This window comes from Undibacterium cyanobacteriorum (assembly GCF_031326225.1).
Lineage (GTDB): Bacteria > Pseudomonadota > Gammaproteobacteria > Burkholderiales > Burkholderiaceae_D > Undibacterium > Undibacterium cyanobacteriorum.
Genome location: NZ_CP133720.1, coordinates 835,584 through 855,377, shown reverse-complemented (window position 1 = coordinate 855,377; position 19,794 = coordinate 835,584). Strand labels below are relative to the sequence as shown.

Here is a 19,794-nt window from a genome sequence, read left to right as displayed (position 1 = left end):
CTAACGATTGATGAGCGATTTTCGACTTCGAGCTCAAGCTCGAACAACACTGCAATACAATGAGAACTACCTGGTGCCCTTGACGTGGATTGAACACGTGGCCTCTCCCTTACCAAGGGAGTGCTCTACCACTGAGCTACAAGGGCAGCACTTGCACATACCACATGCACTGACAAACTAGAACTTTTGGAGCGGGTGAAGGGAATCGAACCCTCGTCATAAGCTTGGAAGGCTTCAGCTCTACCATTGAGCTACACCCGCGTGAGAACTTATTTTGGACTAAATAATCTCTTCAGCCGCTTACTTTATTCTGCCTGGTGGAGAGGGCTGGATTCGAACCAGCGTAGGTATAAACCGGCAGATTTACAGTCTGCTGCCATTAACCACTCGGCCACCTCTCCCAGGGAAACCGAGATTATGGAGATCTTTCCCGATACTGTCAACACCTTCAACAAATTCAGTTTGAGTTTTTTGAAGTTTCCTGAATTTTGTGGAACTCAGTCGACAAAGTTTGTTTTATTCAACGGCACGATGATTGTGCATAAAACCACATTTCGAAGCGGCTTTTGCCAATAAAATGACATGACGTTCGCTGATCCATTATCCATGAACGCTAGATACAAACCACCGAGGCAATTAATCAAGAAACAACAGCGCTACGAGCATGCCGCCTCGTGTTGATTGGCTCCCTCGGTGTAGTTCAATTGCGCGCATGCGCGAGTTGGAACGACCCCACTCCCTCAAACTTCTGCAATTCATTCGCCAATTCACTTATAGCAGTGGCTTGCTTTCGATTAAGCGCCACCGCGACAAATCTCCACTCCACACAGTCTTCTTTGAAGGTGATAACCATGGTACTCGCCGCCACTTCGTAACCGCGCTCTACGGCCAAACGTTGCACCACACTCTCACTCGGCACAAACCCTGGACGAAATTGCATCGTCACCGAAACAGCTTGCCGAGCCGGCAACCACATCTCCAGACGCGAGACCCAAATCATGCAGGCTGCCGATAAGAATGCCAATAATATCGCTGCCGCATAAAATCCAACCCCTACCAAAATACCAATCGCGGAGGATGCCCACAGGGAGGCGGCAGTGGTTAAGCCACTAATACTAAAGCCGTCTTTCATAATCACGCCAGCGCCAAGAAATCCTATCCCCGTAACAATGCCTTGAATGGTGCGCGATGGATCCAATGAAACCGGAGCAATGGCTCGACCACCAAACCAATAGTCCGGATACCCAGCCAATACCACGAGGGCCGCGGATGCCATACAAACCAAGCCATACGTTCTCATCCCCGCTGCCCGACCATGATAGGCACGTTCATAGCCCACCACGAACCCCAAGAGTAGCGCTCCAAACAAATTCAAAAAAATGATCGAGTTCGCACCGAGCTCAGCGCCTGACCAAAAATGCGAGGTATAACTAGCGAGCGTATCCATTCTCTATCTCCACGATCTCAAGCTTGACTCGTTAGACAGTGTAGCGCTGCATGCCTCAATTGCCTAGCTCATTCACCTAATGTGAGTCTGTGGCATCCAAAACTGACACCTGTCCAACAAATCCAACACATGCTTGTTTACAAATAGGGTGAGTCTGCTAGGCTTGCAAAACACGATACGAGAAACTTATCTACATCGAAGCGAGGGATACATCTATGAAATTGCCATATTGTTCTTTCTTACCCCCGCTACTCCTCTGCTTTGGTTTGACCGCTGCGAACACAGCTTTAGCAGTCGAAAGAAGCGACACTAAAGAAGCCCTATTCTTAATTCAAAAAGCGCAAGAATACATTAAGCTTCATGGGCTTGAAAAAGCCATCGTTGAATTCAACAGACTTGACTCGCCGTTCAATGTGAAGAGTGATATCAACCCCAAAGGCGATCTTTATTTGTACACCTTAGATCCCAAAGGCTATCAATCTGTGCACGGCAAAAATCCAAAGATTCGTGGCAAAGTGATGATAGAAATGCGCGACATTGATGGCGTCCCTTTGATTTCAAATATGGTCAAAATTTGTTTTGAGTCGAAAGAAGGTAAAGGTTGGACCCGCTACCGTTGGCCTAACCCGATCACCAAGGAAGTCGAACCCAAACAAGGCTATGTCGAACGTATACCTGATATGGATGTTTGCCTCGGCACGGGCATTTATAAATAAGCTCAAGACGCTATGCGCCGCTCACCCCATCAAGCCGAAACTTCAGCGCGAACAACGCTCCTCATTTCGCTCTTCGTATGCCTGACGAGTGTGGCGATTATTGCTCAGTCAATGTGGGCAATTGAACAGGACCGAAGACTCACCGTCAATGCAGAATACGAGCACGGTTTAATCGCCGTTCGGCTCTTAGATGAACATGCAACACAAACCATACGCGAAGGCGAACGCAACCTAGACTCCGTCATCAATGCGATCCAAGTGGCAGGGAAAGACCAAGCCATTTCGAATCAGTTAATCCGCGCCATCCTCACCAAAGCGCAACCCTTCAACAGCGTGATGAAGGCCTTGCAGTTTGTCAATCCAGAAGGCGAAGCGTGGGTCAGTTCAATCGACTATCCGGCATACCAAACTGATGCTGATGATCGCACTTACATTCCCTATTTACTGAAACACCAAGAGGAAACGAAGGTCATCATCGGCAAGCCATTTCAGCGATTCTATGACGCTGAATTAGTGATGCCCATTGCAAAGAACGTGTTCGATGAGTCAGGAAAATATCTCGGCATCATCAGCACCGATATTAGTGTTGCTTATTTCAATAACGTCTATCAACGCGTCGCGAAAGATAGCGCGGCCATGGTTTCGCTATTTACCAGCGATGGCGTCATCATTGTCCGCTTCCCATTAAATCCAGAACAAATTGGACAAGACCTTTCCAAGTCCCCAATGATTCAGAACTTGAAGCAACGCTCAACCGAGGGCATGTTCGAAGACAGCCACTTTTTAGACGAAGAGCATGAAATAAATCGACTCTACACTTTTCGTAAAATCGCCGGCTTCTCGATCACAGCGGTATTTGCTCGGGATACCGAGACTATTCTGTCAGGATGGCGCGAACGCAGCAAAAATCGCATCATCTTTACAAGCTTGATTATTGCATTACTTTGGAGCCTCTCCTACTTTCTATGGCGTCAAATCCGAGCGGTACATCGTTCGAGTCATCACTTACAACAGTCTGAACTTGCGGCCAAAGCCAGCGAACAAAAGTTCACTCAACTCTTTGAACACTCACCCGTCCCCTTGATTCTGATTGATATGAGTGAAGGCACTTTGATCGAGGCGAATCAGAAAATGCTGGGCATGCTCAACTTAAGCGACAATCAAGTCCGCCACCGGAAGCTGACGGAGCTCGAGTTGTGGGTAGATCAGGCTGAGTTTGAACTGCATATGAAGCGATTAGGCAGCGAAAAGCAAATTGAGAATCACGAAATTCAAATGAAGAATCCCTACGGACAAATCTACATTTGCCAAATTTCTTCGCGTACGATTAATGTAAATCAGCGTAGTCTCGCCATCATGTCCATGGTCGATATTAGCCGCTTACGCCAGATCGAATCAGAAATCCGCGAACTCAATAATGAATTAGAAGAAAAGGTACACCGTCGCACACAGAGCCTAGAGTTGACGAATCAAGAACTGGAACTGACGCTCGTAAAACTTAAGAACATGCAGGACGAAGTGCTGCGCTCTGAAAAAATGGCTGCACTTGGCTATTTGGTTGCGGGGATCTCACACGAGCTCAACACCCCCATCGGCAATAGTCTGATGGTCGCCAGTACAATGCATGACCATGTTAATGAGCTCCTGAGCATGATCAAAGAAGGACAAATCAAACGCTCAACGCTCACCGATACGCTACTGCAGAGTGCAAAGGCTGCCGATATTTTGATGCGCAATTTACATCGTGCGGCGCAATTGATTCATAGCTTTAAGCAAGTCGCTGTTGATCAATCAAGCGATCAATACCGAATCTTTGATCTGAAAATTACAATCGAGGAAATCTTGCTGACCATAGAGCCTATGTATCGTCGAACCCAACATGAAGTCATCATCAACATACCAGAAGCCATCGAAATGCACGCTTACCCTGGCGCACTTGGTCAGATCATTACTAACACGATTTCGAATGCTGTAACCCACGCATTTGATGGCATCGAGCACGGAATCATCACCATCGTGGCGAATTTAGAACCCAACCGCCGAGTCAAACTACAGATTCGCGACAATGGTCATGGCATCGCCGAAGAACACTTACCACGCGTATTTGATCCCTTCTTTACGACCAAACTTGGTCACGGTGGATCTGGACTTGGCCTCAATATCGTCTATAACCTCGCCACGGAGGTCTTAGGCGGTAGCATTAACATCGAAAGTGCAGTTGATCAGGGAACGACTGTGGTCATTGAACTGCCCTTGGTTGCCAAAGGGCCCCAATGATACAAGCACGAGTTCATGAGAAGACGACACTCACTTTACATCTCACGCAGTATTTGAAGCAACTCGCCCGATGCTAGCCCGCGTCGAATCGCTACATCAAGTCTCTGCATCACTTCTTCATAGCTGCCCTTCTTACTGGCGAAGTGTATCGTATCCAAAAACAGGGGCTTACTTGAAGTATAAAATTTCACGCCATTTAAGCTACTATCTTGCAAGCTCGGAATATACATCTGATGCAGATAATTAATTAAGTCCTGTGGCTTATCGAACTGCACTAAGCCCCACAACAAGACGTCCGAACGCTTCGCCATCAATTTACGGAAACGCGCCGCTGCTGACGCCGTATCTTCATCAACACGAAATAACTTGCCGGCCGCGTCATCAAATTCCATTCCGTGACTAACACCGCGCTCTACAGCCACGGTTTTGCCACGCAAGTCATTGATATGATCTAGTTTCAGATGTGGCTCACCGTAAGCAATCGCCCAAATCTTAGAACTCATTACAGGCTCAGAAAAACGGTAGGAGAGCAGGCGCTCTTTGTTCTTAGAGAATTCCCAGATGATCCCTTTACCTTCTAAGGTCATCGCCTGTGCACGACGCCAAGGCAAACGTTGAAAGGAAAAATCAATTTTTGCTTCGCGGCGAAAGTAGTCGAGAAAACGCTTTACACCCTGTGTCTCTTTGGTTGGCCGGCCGTCGCGATCTAAAATTTCTTGACCAAAAAGTGCAATCTTGACGACAGCATCTTTGTCGCCCGATCGAACTTCCATCGAATGCCCCTCGCGAAACGGGAGCAAGGCAAACCCACAAAAGAATAGCTGAATAAGCAGAGTTTGAAGTCGATTTAGGGGCACGATGACTTGATCGCCTTAGTGAGAATCTCGAGGGCGCAGGCCAAGCTTGACCACTTCGGGAGAATAATATTGTTGATACGCCTTCCAAATCGCATCACTCGTCGCGATTTTCTCCATCGTTGTTTTAAGTAAGTTGCGATCTGCTTCATTCAGTGCTTTACTCGACAAATAGATGCCGCTTTCACTCCAAGGAAAATCGTCCAATTTTTCATAGCGTATCTTACCGACTATATCGGCCAACTTCGATTCGGTTTGCACCATGCCAGAAAAAATTGTTGGCGCCATAATCGTCACATAATTGGGGTTACTCCTCATCATGCGCGCGACCGAGACTGCATCACCTTCCACTACCAAGCGCCCTTGCTGCTGCATATCGTCGACGATACGTTGATACGCTGCGCCATAATCAAAACCTCGCACAACTAAGAGCTTCAAGGTCGGACGCGCCACCAGTTCAGTCGTCGAGGTGGTTGGAATTTGACCATTTTCGATCGATATTAGACTCGCTCTCAATTGCACCAGTGGTATAAAAATACCGAATTGATCACGACGACTTGTGCGAACCGCCGTCAGCAACATGTCTGATTGACCTGATTCAAAAAGCGCTTCTTGGCGACTCTTCGGTACCAATTGAAAAACAAATTTACAGCCACTCTTCTCAGCGACTTGTGTCAAAAAATCCGGGAGAATACCTGCATAGCCATTGGGTTTCACAATTACCGTTAAACCAGAAGGCAAGATGGGCGCATTGATGGGGCGACTACAGCCAGCCACAGCCTCGATCGAGAACAAACACGATAGAAGAGACAGACCCGCCAAACGACAGTACAAGCGTATGGTGTGAGAAAAAAGCTTCACTATGGCCTCCTGAAGTTTGCCAAGCAGCGTTAGGTCTTAGGACTCCTATTTTGCAACACAAGCGAACACTTTCCTACGTTTTGACGACATGAATCGATGCTAAGTAAACATTTAAGCAATGGAATGTGCGTACAAAACCACACCTCCCTCAAGTGACAACACCCTTGCTATCATGTTGTAGCCTAAGCCCAATGTTGTACTATCACAAAAGGTGATGGCACGATTCTACTTGCCCCCTAGACTTCTCATTCAAGCAAATTTCGACACCAATGAAAACACTCATCATGCCCTTCTTCGACGCTGTATACACATTTGTATTCAGAATTTTACTCACAGCCATAACGTTCAGCATCGCGACTCCTCACGCATTAGCACAAGGTTTGGAAAAGCTAAATACCGAACCAAGCTTCGATGCGGCACTAGCAAAACGTTTAGGCGCCGATCAAATGGGAATGCGCTCGTATGTTTTAGTGGTATTGAAGAGCGGCCCGAACAAAGTCGCGCCAGGTAAAGAGCGCGATGAGATGTTCTCTGGTCATTTCGCCAATATGCAAACACTCGCGAAAGCAGGAAAATTAGTACTCGCAGGGCCGTTTGATGGCAAAGATGGATGGCGTGGCCTATTCATCTTTGCTGTCGCGAGTATTGATGAAGCACGTGAACTTACCAATACCGATCCAGTAATTCAGAAAGGCGAAATGGTGGCCGAATACCACCAGTGGTATGGAAGCGCTGCCGTGATGGAGGTGTCATCCATTCATGCACGACTCACACCACCGAAAGCTGAGACCGAAGCCCATAAGAAATAACAGACTTCGAGTTCATTGACGTTTTTAATCTGAGGGTTCAGCGCATGATGCGCTGGCCTTTTTCATCAATCACTTTTTCACCATCCTCTTTTGTGAATGCGCCGCGTTGCGGTGCATTCAACATGTCTAATAAATCTAATACTTCCTCGGATGGACGACACAAACGTGTTCCTCTGCTTGTCTTCACGATAGGGCGATTCATCAGAATCGGATGTTGCACCATGAATTCGATAAGCTCGGAAGGCGTCCACTTTGCATCATCAAGTTGAAGTTCCACATATTGCGATTCTTTCTTGCGCATTATTTCTCTGACTGGCACGCCGATTTGAGCGACCAATTCTTCCAATTCAGACATGCTAAGTGGCGTCTTAAGATATTCCACGATATGTGGCTCGATACCAGCATTGCGTATCAAGGCCAAGGTATTGCGTGAAGTTCCGCATTTCGGATTGTGATAGATCGTAATCATGATTCGTACAACTTGAGTTAATTAAAAAAGAAGCTCGCATTATACCTTCGCGAGCCATGCTTAACCCAGCTTCTCGGGCACCCGCCCCCCCCAACTACATATCAGAAAATGAGTCCATTTCAACTCAAACTTTTTACATGTAAATACTTGATTTTTAAGATTTTTAGTCAAAAGCGACAAAGTTAGATTTATGCAGTTTGACCTACAAAAATCTGATTGGCGAATGAAGTAAAGCAGATTACACTGCAACAGTTCCTCACGGCAATTTTGTAGCAAGCTCGAACTCACTATTTCTGATTTGTTTCAGCTGTACGGTCTAAAGAAAGCTACTCGCATGCAAGTGCTCATGTTTGATGAACTTGAAACCTTAGTCACCAGCCTGATCGACCAAATTCCGATCGGGATTGTGGTTTTGGATCGTGACTTCCGCTTACGTTTTATCAACGAGCGTCATGCACGCAATAACAAATTAAGTAAGTCAGATCAATTGGGGAAACGCTTAGTCGAATACTTACCACACGCTGCACCCATCATCGAACCCAAATTGCAGTTTGTATTGGACCATGGCATCCCCTTATTGAACCAAGAAATCATTAGCAAACAAACGCTCATTGACGGTTCTACTCTGCATCGCATCGCATCTTATTACCCGTGGAAAAACAACAAACAAGAAACCATAGGAATCATCGGTATTATCGAAGATTCCAAATGCGATCCGGTCACGCAAAAGCTCCTTGAAGAGAGTCAATACCGACTCCTTCGCGTACTCGACAATCTGTTCACTTTTGTTGGGGTCCTTGAACTCGACGGCACTCTCACCAGCGCGAACCGAGCCCCGCTCGAGGCGGGCGGTCTCACATTGGAAGATGTGGTTGGAAAAAAAGTTTGGGAGACCTATTGGTTTGCGCACAGCAAGGCATCACAAGAGCAATTTCAAAAAGATATCGAGGCTTGCCTTGACGGCACCATTATACGGAGGGATATCCAAGTACAAATGGCAGGCGGAACGCTGATGTGGCTTGACTTTATGTTAGCCCCGCTGCGTGATGCCGAAGGTCGTATCACTCACCTCATCCCTTCAGCCACTGACATTACACAACGCCACCAGAGTGAGGAAGCACTGCAAAAATCAGAGGAGTTATTTAGATCGATTATTTTGTCATCTGATGACGCCATCATCACCAAGACTCTCAGAGGTGAAATCACGGCGTGGAATCCCGCTGCAACGCGTCTGCTTGGCTATGCCGAACAAGACATGATAGGGACCAACATCGCCAAAATATTTCCCCCGCATCGACTGCATGAGGAAGAAGAACTCATGACCAAGATCGCGCGCGGGGAACATGTACCGCCATTCGATACCACGCGTTTGCGCAATGATGGGAGCGAAGTAGAAGTATCAGTCACGATTTCCCCATTACGCGATCAGGAAGGCCAAGTTATTGGCGCCTGTAAATTAGCGCGCGACATCAGCGTACCTAATCGGCAAAAACGACAACTCACACAAGCAGTCGAAGACAAGACCGCGCTCCTGCATGAAGTCCACCATCGAGTGAAGAATAATCTGCAAATCGTTGCAAGTTTATTGAATATGCAAGCGCGAAAAGCCAATCCAGAAGTCGCGACTGCATTTGCTGAGTGCCAGACCCGCGTGCGTGCCATGGCCTTGGTACATCAGCTCTTGTATGAATCAGAGAACATGGCGGAAATTGATCTCGGCCTATATCTCTCGCAGCTCGCGACCTTATCGCGAGCCAGCTATGATGATGTAAGAAGTCAGATCTCTATCGAATTCGTACCGCCGCTTTTGCCCATTAAAATCGATGTACAGCGCGCCATCCCTTGCGGTTTGATTGTGTCGGAATTGATTTTGAATGCCTACAAGCATGCTTTCCAAGATGGCAAACCCGGCCACATTACTGTCAGCCTACAAAATCTTGGCAACACACGTTTCCAACTTAGCGTCAGTGACGATGGAATTGGACTACCTCACAATTTCAGTTGGCAGAGCCGATCTGGTTTGGGCACTCAACTCGTACCTATGTTTGCCAAACAAATCCATGCGCGCTTTCAACATTCAAGCTCAGCCCATGGTTCCCGTTTCTTTTTCGACGTCCCACTCCAGATAGAGGAGCATCATTATGCTCAGTGAACGCATTCTCATTGTAGAAGACGAACCGGTCGTCGCACTAGACCTCCAGCACACTCTCGAAGAGATGGGACATGAGGTGGTTTCCATTAGCGAGTGTTTTGAAGAAGCCATTGAATCTGTGATCAACTTCAATCCTAGCTTGGTGATGATGGATATTCATCTGCAAGGCAAAATCGACGGCATCGAAGCCTGTAGCGCGATTTACCATGGATGGAAAATCCCCGTCGTATTCCTCACCGCTTATGTTGACGAGAAAACTGTCAACCGTGCAGCCGCCAGCAGACCCTTTGGCTACCTCATGAAACCGTATCATGCAAAAGAACTGTATGCAGCGCTGCAAGTGGCGCGCTCAAGGCATGATAGCGAAGCCGCTTTGGCGCGCTCAGAAGAACGTTTGTCAATCGCTTTAGAGGCCAGTGAGCTAGGAATTTGGGAATGGGAATCGGCTATCGATAACATCAAAGGCGATATTCAATTTGAACGCTTGTGTGGTGGCTTGCTCATTCCCCAAAATACGAAGATGGAATCCATGCTAGAGGCCATCCATATTGAAGATCGAGCACGCGTGCAATCGGCTTTTCAAAGAGCCGGTTTTTTCCACGTGCATTTTCGCGCGCAACGTCATACTGGCAATTACGCGTGGATAGAGCTGTATGGCAATCGCCGTGATCGCTTCGATGGTTCAAATGTGATCGTCGGCGCTATGCGCGATATCAGCATCCGCAAAGATATTGAAAACAAACTGCGGCAAGCCAGCGTAGTGTATAGCACGATCGCGGAAGGCATCATGATACTGGACGCGGGTGGGCGCATCACCTCAGTTAATCCGGCCTTTCGCAATTTGACCGGTTATGAACTGGCCGACATCGAGGGGCGCATTCCAGAGGAATTTTTGATCGTTCGCCAAGAAAACGATCCAGACTACACGAGCGTGGCAAAAACACCGAATGGCACATGGAGCAATGAAGGCATCTGCAAGTGTCACGATGGGCGCGTCTTCAACGCGCTCCAACAAATCTGCGTGGTGCGCGACGACGATGGTAATGCGATACAGTTCGTTCATACCATCTCCGATTTAAGCGCGATTCGTGCCACTGAAAAACAACTCGTTTATTTGGCTTATCACGATTCTTTGACAAAGTTGCCGAATCGACGCATGTTCATGGATAGACTCAAACATGCCATGGTTGCTGCAGATCGCAGTCAACATTACAGCGCCCTGCTCTTCATCGATTTAGATGACTTCAAAACATTGAATGACACTCTCGGGCATGACATGGGCGACCTCCTTTTAGAAGAGGTTGCTCGGCGTCTCAGCGCTGGCGTCAGAGAGTGCGATACGGTGGCGCGCTTAGGCGGTGATGAATTTATGGTCATGTTAGAGCAGCTCGGTCCAGATCGCGAACAGGCAATACATTATGCGGAGCGGGTCGCACGTAAATTGATTGCCCGCCTTGATCAAGAATATCAACTCGGCGTACACGACTATCGTTGCACACCCAGTGTTGGTGCCACCTTATTTCGGGGAAGTGAGCAAAATGCAGAGGAGCTAATTAAACAAGCCGACATCGCGATGTACCAATCGAAACGAGGTGGTCGCAATCAACTCAGTTTATTCGATCCCAAAATGCAGCAGTCGGTCATCAAACGCGCGAGTATCGAAGCTGAATTGCAGCGCGCACTCGAACGACATGAGCTTCGATTGCACTATCAAGTGCAAGTCGATGTATGGCGGCAAGCGATAGGCGCAGAAGCTCTTTTACGTTGGCATCATCCAAGTATGGGCTCCGTTCCTCCCAGCGATTTCATTCCGATTGCAGAAGAAACAGGCTTGATTCTTCCGATTGGTCATTGGGTGCTCAAAACGGCATGTCAGCAAATCCAAGCGTGGCAAGCAAGCCCAAAAACCGCACACTTGGTACTCGCAGTCAATGTGAGTGTCAAACAAATCCGCCAAAAGAACTTCTGTAGTTCTCTGCTTGGACTCATCGAACGTTTCCAAATCCCCCCTAGCTTGTTGAAACTAGAAATCACCGAAAGTCTACTCCTCGATGATGTTGAAGAAACGATCAAGACCATGTTAGAACTCAACAGAGTTGGCATTCGGTTCTCAATGGATGACTTTGGCGCTGGCTATTCTTCACTCCAATACTTACGTCGCCTGCCGTTAGAGCAACTCAAAATCGATCGATCCTTCATTCAAGATCTAGAGAATAGCAGCAGCGACAGGACCATCGTTCGGACCATCATCACCATGGCGCAAAGTCTGAATATCGACGTCATCGCTGAAGGCGTAGAGACGGAAGCGCAGCGGGAACTTCTACAAAGTAAAGGTTGCATCCACTATCAAGGATTCTTGTTTGGCAAGCCCGTCGATATTGAGCAATTCAATCGACTGTTAAGTTAGAAAGTAGCCGCCCATAAAAAAAACCACCTGCTGAGAACAGGTGGTTTTTTATTTTCTTCGAATAAATTTACTCGCCGACGATCTGTACCGCATCAACCTCTTTGTAGCCACGTGAGACATTGTTCGCAAAAGTCAATTTCACGGCTTTGACTTTATACGCAGTCTTATCAAATTTACGAACGAACCAGCTGCGTGGACCACGACGCTCATACTTCTGATCACTTACACCAGACCACACCGTGTTCCATTTACCATCAGTATCTTGCAATTCCATTTTCGTCACAGACTCAACGCCATGACTACCAGTGAACACTACCCGAACCTCAGTCGCATTGGTAGGTTTTGCGTAGCCAACTTCGAGCCAGTCGAAACCCATATCCTGCTGGGAGTTGCTCCATGTTTCACCATTCGGAGCGCCAGTTGCATTCATCGGTGCATTGGAAGTTGACTTACTTCCTTCGCCGTAATAAGTGCTCGCACTCGCCGAAGCTGCCCATTGACCTTTGGCATCGTTCAGATTCTGATCTTCCATCATGCTGTAATCAAGCAGTTCTTGTTTACGCTTGCGCTCTTCCTGTTCTTCGGTCAAAACCTCAGGCGTGGTGGATGCTGGCGTTGCTGCCACTACAGCACTCGCGGCCTCACTCGCTACAACACTCGCACTGGCAGACTCTGGATTTTTCTTATGGCAGGCCGCTAATGCAACGCACACCAACAGTAAGGCAAGGCTCGAAATCTTTTTCATCATCTTTGTTTCCCGTAGTTTGAAATAAACTCATTTGCATGCAAAAAAAACAGCTTTGCGATTTTATGCGAAAACCAGAAAAACATCAGCATTGATTTGTAAGTAGATGCATCTATTGGACTCTGAAATAAAAAAGGGATAGCTGCGCTATCCCTTTAGGTCGATAAATTCGCGAGATTAGAAGGTATAAGTCACACGTCCATACACAAAACGTCCTGAACGTCCAAATGGCGAGTAATTGGAGAAACTTGCCGCACCGTTCGTGTTCAAAGCAGGTGGACGTGGATCAGAATACACATCAAAAACGTTGTCGGCGCCCACCGCGACTTTCCATTGTTTATTGACACTATATCGGAACTCCATATCGACTAAAGTCTTGGGCGAGAGCACTTGGTCGAGCGCGGGCGTGGTACCTGGGTCGATCACCTCGCCATAACGCGTCGCTCTTAATGTTGCTCCGAATTCGTTGAGCTTCCAGTCAACACTTGCATTGATCTTGTTGCGAGGTTGCCCCTTCTCGAACGCTAAGACATTGATCCGATCAAACAGTACGGGTGCGGGTGACAAGGCCGCCAGCTGCGCTGTCTGTGGAACTTTGGTGACACGCGTTTTGGTAAAGTTACCGGCCAAAGTGAAATCAAAGCGTCCGGCGCTCGGATCAACAACAAGATAATTGGCGACAATATCTAAACCCTTAGTAGACGTGTCGACACCATTAATAAAGAATCGTCCACCACCGATTCCAACAAAGCCTTGCGCAGTCAGATAGTTCCGTACGTTGGTAGCAGTCAGGTTCTCAGACAAAACAATGCGATTGGTAATATCGATATGGTAGGCATCAACGGTTAAGCCAAATTTACCGAAATTGAAGACCGCACCAAATGAAGCATTGACTGATTTTTCTGGTTCCAATGGTTTGGCACCAAGTGCAATCGCGGCGGCTGAACCTGGTGTGAACGTGGTAATCTCAAATGGCACGCCATTAATGAAATTGGTCGCCGTCGAAGTGAAAAATTGCTGTTGTGGTGACGGCGCGCGGAAGCCATTTTGAACCGTGCCACGCAGAGCAAACTCTTTGCTGAAATTGTAGCGGCTAGTCAGCTTCCCAGTCACGTTACTACCGAAGTCAGAATAATGTTCAGCACGTGCCGCGGCAGAAGCCATCCACTCTTTCGTGAAATTGGTTTCCACGTCAACGAATACACCGGCGGCGGAGCGACTATTGTCCGAGGCATTAGCAGGCGTAAATCCTGGGAAGACTTGTGCGCCCGGCGCGGTCGGCGAACCATTGGCTAATTTCTCACCACCAAACCGATAGGAATCTGGCTCACCAGCGGTCAAAGTATAGCCTTCGCGACGCATTTCGAAGCCCGTGGCAAAACTCAATGGCGATGCCATACCGACTTTGAACGAGTTCACTGCTGTCAAATTAAATACTAATTGATCATAGGCAAAACCACCGGCATCGAACGCCGTTTTACTGGTCGGCCCAATCGAGCGATTCAGGCTGTTTTGCACGGCAAATTGCATTTTGTTTTTGCCGTAACCCAAAGAGGCATCCATATCCCAATCACCTGCTAACCAAGAGGTACCGAAGGTTGCACTATAGTCGTCCACACGCGGCGCAATTTGTGGCAAGAATCCGTTCGGATAAATGGAAATGATATTTTGGTCTTGGAGGGCGCGGCGGAAATTACCCGCCGATACCGCATCCCGTTTTTGATAACTAGCCCACGCATAAATTTTGGTTCCACCACTCAAGGTTTCACCTGCGTTCACGAACACGGTGTCTTGTTTCAAATCGGGCTCACCATACCAAGCGTCGAAACGATTGAAATCTTTTTCACGGGGATCAAACGCGCCGCTCACCAAGGGATACTGCTGCCGAAAATCCCAACCACCACGTTCGGTGTGTTTTTGGTCTTTTAGTTCCGCTGCTACCGTGACATATCCGCTTTCGCCAAACGAGAAGCCTTTCCAGATACTGGCGGTGGTCGTGTTACCGTCATGTCGGCTGCGACTGGTGCCTGGCGCTGACCATGTCGCTCCAGTCGGTGGCGTGCCTGGGATGAAATCATACGAAGTAATCCGCTCCCCATAACTGAGCGTCGCTTCACCACCATCGCGATCTTGCCGCAGACGCAAATTGATCACACCTGAAATCGCGTCTGATCCATATTGCGCCGAGGCGCCATCACGGAGCACCTCGATATTCTTGACGATCGAAGTAGGAATCGTATTCAAATCCACTGCAGCGGTACCGCGTCCGACCGTGCCATTCACATTGACGAGTGAAGATGCGTGGCGGCGCTTCGAATTCACCAGCACCAAGGTTTGATCTGGCCCCAAACCACGCAGCGTCGCGGGGCGAATTGTGTCGGTACCATCGGTTAAACCGGGACGGGGGAAATTCAAAGATGGTAAGGCGATCGAGAGTGCCTGGTTGATCTCTGTCACGCCAGAATTTTGCAAAGACTCTGCAGAAATGACATCGACCGGTGCAGATGTATCGGTCACTGAACGATTGGCGACCCGAGTACCCGTCACAATGACAGCGGTCGCTTTCTCATCGGCCGCTGGTTTTGACGCTTGGTTGGAAGTTTGGGCCTGTACCGCTGCGCTGATGAACAGCGAGGAAATGGCAATCGAAAGGACAGTTTTTTTGAGTGACGAGTACTGCATTGTAGAACCTCCGATGGTTAACCAACACAACATACATAGACTTAACTGATCTGTAGTGCGCGCCACCGTCTCAGAGACACTCAGCACTACATCGATCGATCCATCATGACAGTAAGAAAAATGCGCGTCAATTTGCGGCAACCGAGATACAACAGTTGAGTGGGTTTGAATGTCATAATGAATAGACCTGAATTTATCGATGCACTCAACAACCTTACTTCATATTTTTTTACCAATAGCTCAGCCAGACTCTCCGCCTTCCAACATGAACGAAAAAAAATATTCCCCCGCTTGCGAGCGTAACCGAGCGCCGATCTTAGAAAAACTGAAACACTATTTTGATACGGTACAAGAAGTTCTCGAAATTGGCAGCGGGACAGGTCAACACGCCGTGTTTTTTGCCCAGCATCTGCCGCACATACATTGGTACACCAGCGATCGCGACGAAAACCATTCGAGCATTCAGGCATGGATTGAAGAAACCGAGCTTCCGCGAATTCACAGCCCTTACAGCCTTGACGTTAAATCAGCTTGGCCCGAACGACTTTTCGATGCTGCATTCACCGCCAATACCTGCCACATCATGGCTTGGGATGAGGTGATATGTATGTTCAATGGACTAAGTCGTCACATTAACACCGATGGACTACTCGTAATTTACGGCCCATTCAATTATCTTGGCCAATACACAAGTCCCAGCAATGAAGCTTTTGATCACAGCTTACAGAACCAAGCCCCCCACATGGGCCTGCGCGACTTCGAGAAAATCAAAGACTTAGGCGCGCATTGTGGTTTTGAATTAGTGGCAGATCATGACATGCCTGCCAACAACCGTTTATTGGTATTCAAGAAAACCACAAATACATCAGCTCTCAACAAAAGCGTATAAAATTTCCTCATGGCAGCATTATGATGATCAGACGCTGATGGCAACGAATGTGGCGAGCACAAAAAAATCTTTCATTGACATCATCTGCAGATAGGCAAGCGCCACCTTCAGTAAAAAAGTCAGGGAGTGATTAGGAGTTTCACGCACTATTATCCATAAATGTCGGTCCAGTTTGATGCCATCGCCTTGATCAATCACTTTTGCACATGAAAATGATCCCCTCTTTTCCTGTAGTCCAACTCGGTAAATTCTGCGACAAACTCGCGCAGTCAATTTGCTTCATGGCCTGCATATTGTGCCTGATGGTGACACAGCCGACTTGGGCAGGTCATTCCACCGAACTCATTGGGAAAGCAAGTGTTTCGACTCATCGATTCGAATTAGGTACGCCACTCATGCGCGTATTCCTGCCCCAAGAATACCGAGCACAAGGGCAGAACTGGGCCGTTTTGCAAGATCAACGCGGTCTCATCTATGTCGGCAACAATGATGGCGTGCTCGAATTTGATGGTGAACGCTGGCGCTTAATCAAAGTCAGCAACCAAACCACTGTGCGCTCTCTATCGATGGATAAGAACGGCCGTATTTATGTCGGTGCGGTTGGCGAAATCGGTTATCTAAAAGCCGATCAAAATGGCAGCATGCAATACGTCTCATTGATGCCGAAACTCAGCCAAGAACAAAGCCAATTCTCCGATGTATGGCGTACCTATGCGACTGACGACGGCGTTATTTTCGCGAGCTTCCGACGCATTCTGCGCGTCAAGGAAAACGAAGTTGTGCAGTGGTTACCTAGCCAGACTTTTCAATGGCCCTATATCGTCAATGATCGGGTCTTTGTTCGCGACGCAGGCCGTGGCTTGCTCGAACTCAAAGGGAAACAGTTCGAACTGGTGCCGGGCGGAGAACGTTTTGCCAATGAACGTATCTACGTGATGCAAGATTTTAACGAGCCAGCAGCACTCAGTGCTGGCAAGAGAAATTCAAACGAACGTATTTTGATTGGCACACAACAGCAGGGTTTTTTCATCCTAGAAGACGGGCAATTTCGTGCGTGGAAGACCGACATCGATCTCGAACTCAAATCCAGTCTCTTATACTGCTCTGCCATGATGCCCGATGGCACGTTTTATTTTGGCACGGTGCAGAGCGGCCTGTTTCACCTGGATCGAAATGGAAAACTCTTGGCGCATATCGATCGAGCCAATGGTCTGCCGGATCAGGCGGTTTATGGTTTACGCCTAGATCGTGACAACGGCTTGTGGCTAACCCTTGACCGAGGCATCGTGAGAATCGAGGTTACCGACCCCTTTAGTCGCTTCCATGAAAACACAGGCTTAGTAGGATCCAGTCTGCAAGTACATCGTCATCGTGGAGAACTTTTCTCCGCTACGACGCAGGGTGTGTACAAATTACGTCCTGGTGCCGACGCACACTTCGAGCGAGTCGAAGGGATCAACGGTCCGACTTGGGGCTTAGCAAGTATTCAGGAAAGTTTGATCATCGCTAACTATCAAGGCGTTTATCTTTTGAAAGATAAACAATTAGAAAAAATTCCCTATACCGAAACTGCATTGTGCTTCCTTTTTCCCAAAGAATATCCGAACCAAATATGGGTCGGCATCCGTAGTGGCATCCTCCGCCTGCAATTCGTTAATGGCAAGTGGACTGTGGGTGGCACGCTACCGAATATCAAAGACGAAGTACGCACTATGGTGCAAGATCAAGCAGGAGATATTTGGGTTGGCAGCAATAGCACCGGCGTGGTTCGTTTACGCATTAAGCAAACCGAGGATGGTGAGCACATCGAAACGGCGCGATATGGCGCGAACGATGGTCTACCCTCACAAAACAAAAACTGGGCCTACTTGATCGACAAAGAAGTGCGTTTTGGGACCAATGGAGGCATTTATCTATTCAATGCTTCGAGCAATCGTTTTGAACCTGATCCGCGCTTCAAGAGCATATTCGCTACGCCCAGTCCCGTGTACAGCATTTATCAAGACCAACGTAATCAACTCTGGTTTTTCTCACAAAATACAGAAACGGGTTTTGAAGAGCTTAGAGCACTTCAGGTAAAAGACGGCAAGTATGAACCGATTCATACCAAGGCACTCGGAAGCCTAAATGGTGAGCGTGCCGAAGGGATGCAACGAATTTTTGACGACGAAGATGGTGTCATGTGGTTTGGCGGAACCAAAGGATTATTTCGCTTTGATCAATCTGTCAAGAAGGAATATGACGCAAGATTCAAGACCATGATCAGAGCCATCAATGGGCCCGATAGTGTTATTTTTGGTGGCAGTGGCGATCACCCAAAAACCGTGTTGGAATACAGCCAGAATCGCTTACGCTTTGACTACACAGCGAATAGCTATGATGGTCAACAGGGAAATCTGTATCAAGTCTTCCTTGAGGGGAACGACTCTGGTTGGTCAAATTGGAACAGTGAAAATTATCAGGATTACAGCAATCTAGCCGAGGGCGAATATCGTTTTCGTGTTCGCGCGAAAAATATCTACGGCGTTGTGAGTGATGAAGCCGCCTACCCATTCACTGTCAAAGCCCCTTGGTATCGAAGTTATTTCGCCTACTTGCTTTATTTTTTATTCGGTCTGTTTGTGATTCGCATGTTCAGTGAATGGCGGGTTGCTCGTATCAACGCACAAAAACAGTTACTCGAAGAGCTAGTCCTTGCTCGAACAAAGCAATTGGAACATGCCTACGCTGAAATCGAGAAAATTAGTTTACTTGATCCACTCACTGGACTTGGCAATCGTCGGCATCTCACACAAGCCTTGAGCAATTTAACCAAGCCCTCACCGAACGAGGATAGACGTGCTGCCCGCGGTAATCGCTATGCGTTTATTTTAATTGACGTTGACCATTTCAAAACGATCAATGACACCCATGGTCATGCCAGCGGTGATGCCATTCTGACCGGGATCGCTGGCATTCTGCGCGAGCATTGCCGCGCGGATGATCTGGCCATTCGTTGGGGTGGGGAAGAGTTCTTGCTTTGTGCGCGAGTCAACGATGAACACGAAGCACTTGCCTTCGCCAGCCGCTTGCGGCAAGCGGTGGGGGCAGCAAGCTTCGAAGTTTCAGAACAAAAACAGTTGAAAGCCACCGTCTCGATTGGGGTGGCTTGCTATCCGTTCTTCGCACAACAAGAACTCGCTTTGACCCACGAACAAGTGATCTTAGTGGCGGATGCCTGTCTCTACACCGCGAAGCGCAATGGCCGTGACCAATGTGTATGTGCAACGGGCAGTGGCAGTGGTTCAGAAGCCATGCTGCAGCGCCTAAACACTGACATCACAAGCTTTTTGCAACTAGAACAGGTACATCTCCAAAGTGACAAAATGAATGATTTACAATAAGTCAAAGTCTCACCTTCAAGCTTTGCGATATTGCCTGCTAGTAGCTAGCAGCCGATGACACAAAGTTTAACTTGCTTGATCGATCAAAAACTGCGATTGTGAA

General features: G+C 47.9%; 13 protein-coding genes and 3 tRNA genes. 7 read left to right on the top strand and 9 right to left on the bottom strand.

Translation table 11 applies throughout. The features are described 5' to 3' along the window. Positions 1 to 71: 71 nt before the first annotated feature. From RF679_RS03570 to RF679_RS03555, 4 genes are all read right to left on the bottom strand, one after another. Positions 72 to 146 (bottom strand) — tRNA-Thr (locus RF679_RS03570). A gap of 41 nt (positions 147 to 187) precedes the next feature. Next, a tRNA-Gly gene (locus tag RF679_RS03565) sits at positions 188 to 261 on the bottom strand. A 54-nt stretch (positions 262 to 315) separates the two neighbouring features. Beyond that, positions 316 to 401: transfer RNA gene (locus tag RF679_RS03560), tRNA-Tyr, on the bottom strand. A 299-nt stretch (positions 402 to 700) separates the two neighbouring features. Further along, entirely contained in the window at positions 701 to 1,447 is a 747-nt protein-coding gene (locus RF679_RS03555) for an MgtC/SapB family protein (protein ID WP_309482846.1), read from the bottom strand. Positions 1,448 to 1,662: 215 nt separating this feature from the next. Here RF679_RS03555 and RF679_RS03550 point away from each other — a divergent pair, with 215 nt between their 5' ends. Next, on the top strand, positions 1,663 to 2,163 hold the full coding sequence (locus tag RF679_RS03550) for a cache domain-containing protein (protein WP_309482845.1): 501 nt from the start codon (positions 1,663 to 1,665) through the stop codon (positions 2,161 to 2,163). 12 nt (positions 2,164 to 2,175) lie between these two features. Beyond that, the gene (locus RF679_RS03545; protein WP_309482844.1) at positions 2,176 to 4,440 is read left to right on the top strand and encodes an ATP-binding protein; all 2,265 of its coding nucleotides are present in this window, start codon (positions 2,176 to 2,178) and stop codon (positions 4,438 to 4,440) included. Positions 4,441 to 4,475: 35 nt separating this feature from the next. Here the strand turns inward: RF679_RS03545 and RF679_RS03540 are convergent, their stop codons facing one another. Beyond that, on the bottom strand, positions 4,476 to 5,213 hold the full coding sequence (locus RF679_RS03540; protein WP_309482843.1) for a substrate-binding periplasmic protein: 738 nt from the start codon (positions 5,211 to 5,213) through the stop codon (positions 4,476 to 4,478). Positions 5,214 to 5,312: 99 nt separating this feature from the next. Continuing rightward, on the bottom strand, positions 5,313 to 6,155 hold the full coding sequence (locus tag RF679_RS03535) for a hypothetical protein (RefSeq protein ID WP_309482842.1): 843 nt from the start codon (positions 6,153 to 6,155) through the stop codon (positions 5,313 to 5,315). A 380-nt stretch (positions 6,156 to 6,535) separates the two neighbouring features. Between RF679_RS03535 and RF679_RS03530 the strand changes: the two genes are divergently transcribed. Further along, positions 6,536 to 6,964: a YciI family protein gene (locus tag RF679_RS03530; protein ID WP_309482841.1), complete on the top strand. Its 429-nt coding sequence runs from the start codon at positions 6,536 to 6,538 to the stop codon at positions 6,962 to 6,964. 37 nt (positions 6,965 to 7,001) lie between these two features. On the opposite strand, the gene arsC is transcribed toward RF679_RS03530, so the two are convergent. Beyond that, positions 7,002 to 7,433 carry an arsenate reductase (glutaredoxin) gene (gene arsC, locus RF679_RS03525; RefSeq protein ID WP_309482840.1) on the bottom strand — a complete coding sequence of 144 codons (432 nt, stop codon included), beginning with the start codon at positions 7,431 to 7,433 and terminating at the stop codon, positions 7,002 to 7,004. A 346-nt stretch (positions 7,434 to 7,779) separates the two neighbouring features. Between arsC and RF679_RS03520 the strand changes: the two genes are divergently transcribed. Both RF679_RS03520 and RF679_RS03515 read left to right on the top strand, forming a co-directional pair. After that, the gene (locus tag RF679_RS03520; RefSeq protein WP_309482839.1) at positions 7,780 to 9,585 is read left to right on the top strand and encodes a sensor histidine kinase; all 1,806 of its coding nucleotides are present in this window, start codon (positions 7,780 to 7,782) and stop codon (positions 9,583 to 9,585) included. After that, positions 9,575 to 11,992 (top strand): two-component system response regulator, encoded by a 2,418-nt coding sequence (locus RF679_RS03515; RefSeq protein ID WP_309482838.1) that lies wholly within the window; start codon positions 9,575 to 9,577, stop codon positions 11,990 to 11,992. Before RF679_RS03520 ends, RF679_RS03515 begins: the two co-directional genes overlap by 11 nt. Before the next feature lie 67 nt (positions 11,993 to 12,059). Here RF679_RS03515 and RF679_RS03510 read toward each other — a convergent pair whose 3' ends face one another. Further along, positions 12,060 to 12,740 carry a hypothetical protein gene (locus RF679_RS03510; protein ID WP_309482837.1) on the bottom strand — a complete coding sequence of 227 codons (681 nt, stop codon included), beginning with the start codon at positions 12,738 to 12,740 and terminating at the stop codon, positions 12,060 to 12,062. 174 nt (positions 12,741 to 12,914) lie between these two features. After that, a complete protein-coding gene (locus RF679_RS03505; protein WP_309482836.1) occupies positions 12,915 to 15,419 on the bottom strand; it encodes a TonB-dependent receptor plug domain-containing protein in 2,505 nt (834 codons plus the stop codon). Between the two features lie 265 nt (positions 15,420 to 15,684). On the opposite strand from RF679_RS03505, the gene RF679_RS03500 reads away from it, so the two are divergent. Further along, complete coding sequence (locus RF679_RS03500) at positions 15,685 to 16,308, top strand: DUF938 domain-containing protein (RefSeq protein WP_309482835.1); 624 nt, start codon at positions 15,685 to 15,687, stop codon at positions 16,306 to 16,308. A 206-nt stretch (positions 16,309 to 16,514) separates the two neighbouring features. After that, positions 16,515 to 19,691 carry a ligand-binding sensor domain-containing diguanylate cyclase gene (locus RF679_RS03495; protein ID WP_309482834.1) on the top strand — a complete coding sequence of 1,059 codons (3,177 nt, stop codon included), beginning with the start codon at positions 16,515 to 16,517 and terminating at the stop codon, positions 19,689 to 19,691. Positions 19,692 to 19,794 lie beyond the last annotated feature (103 nt).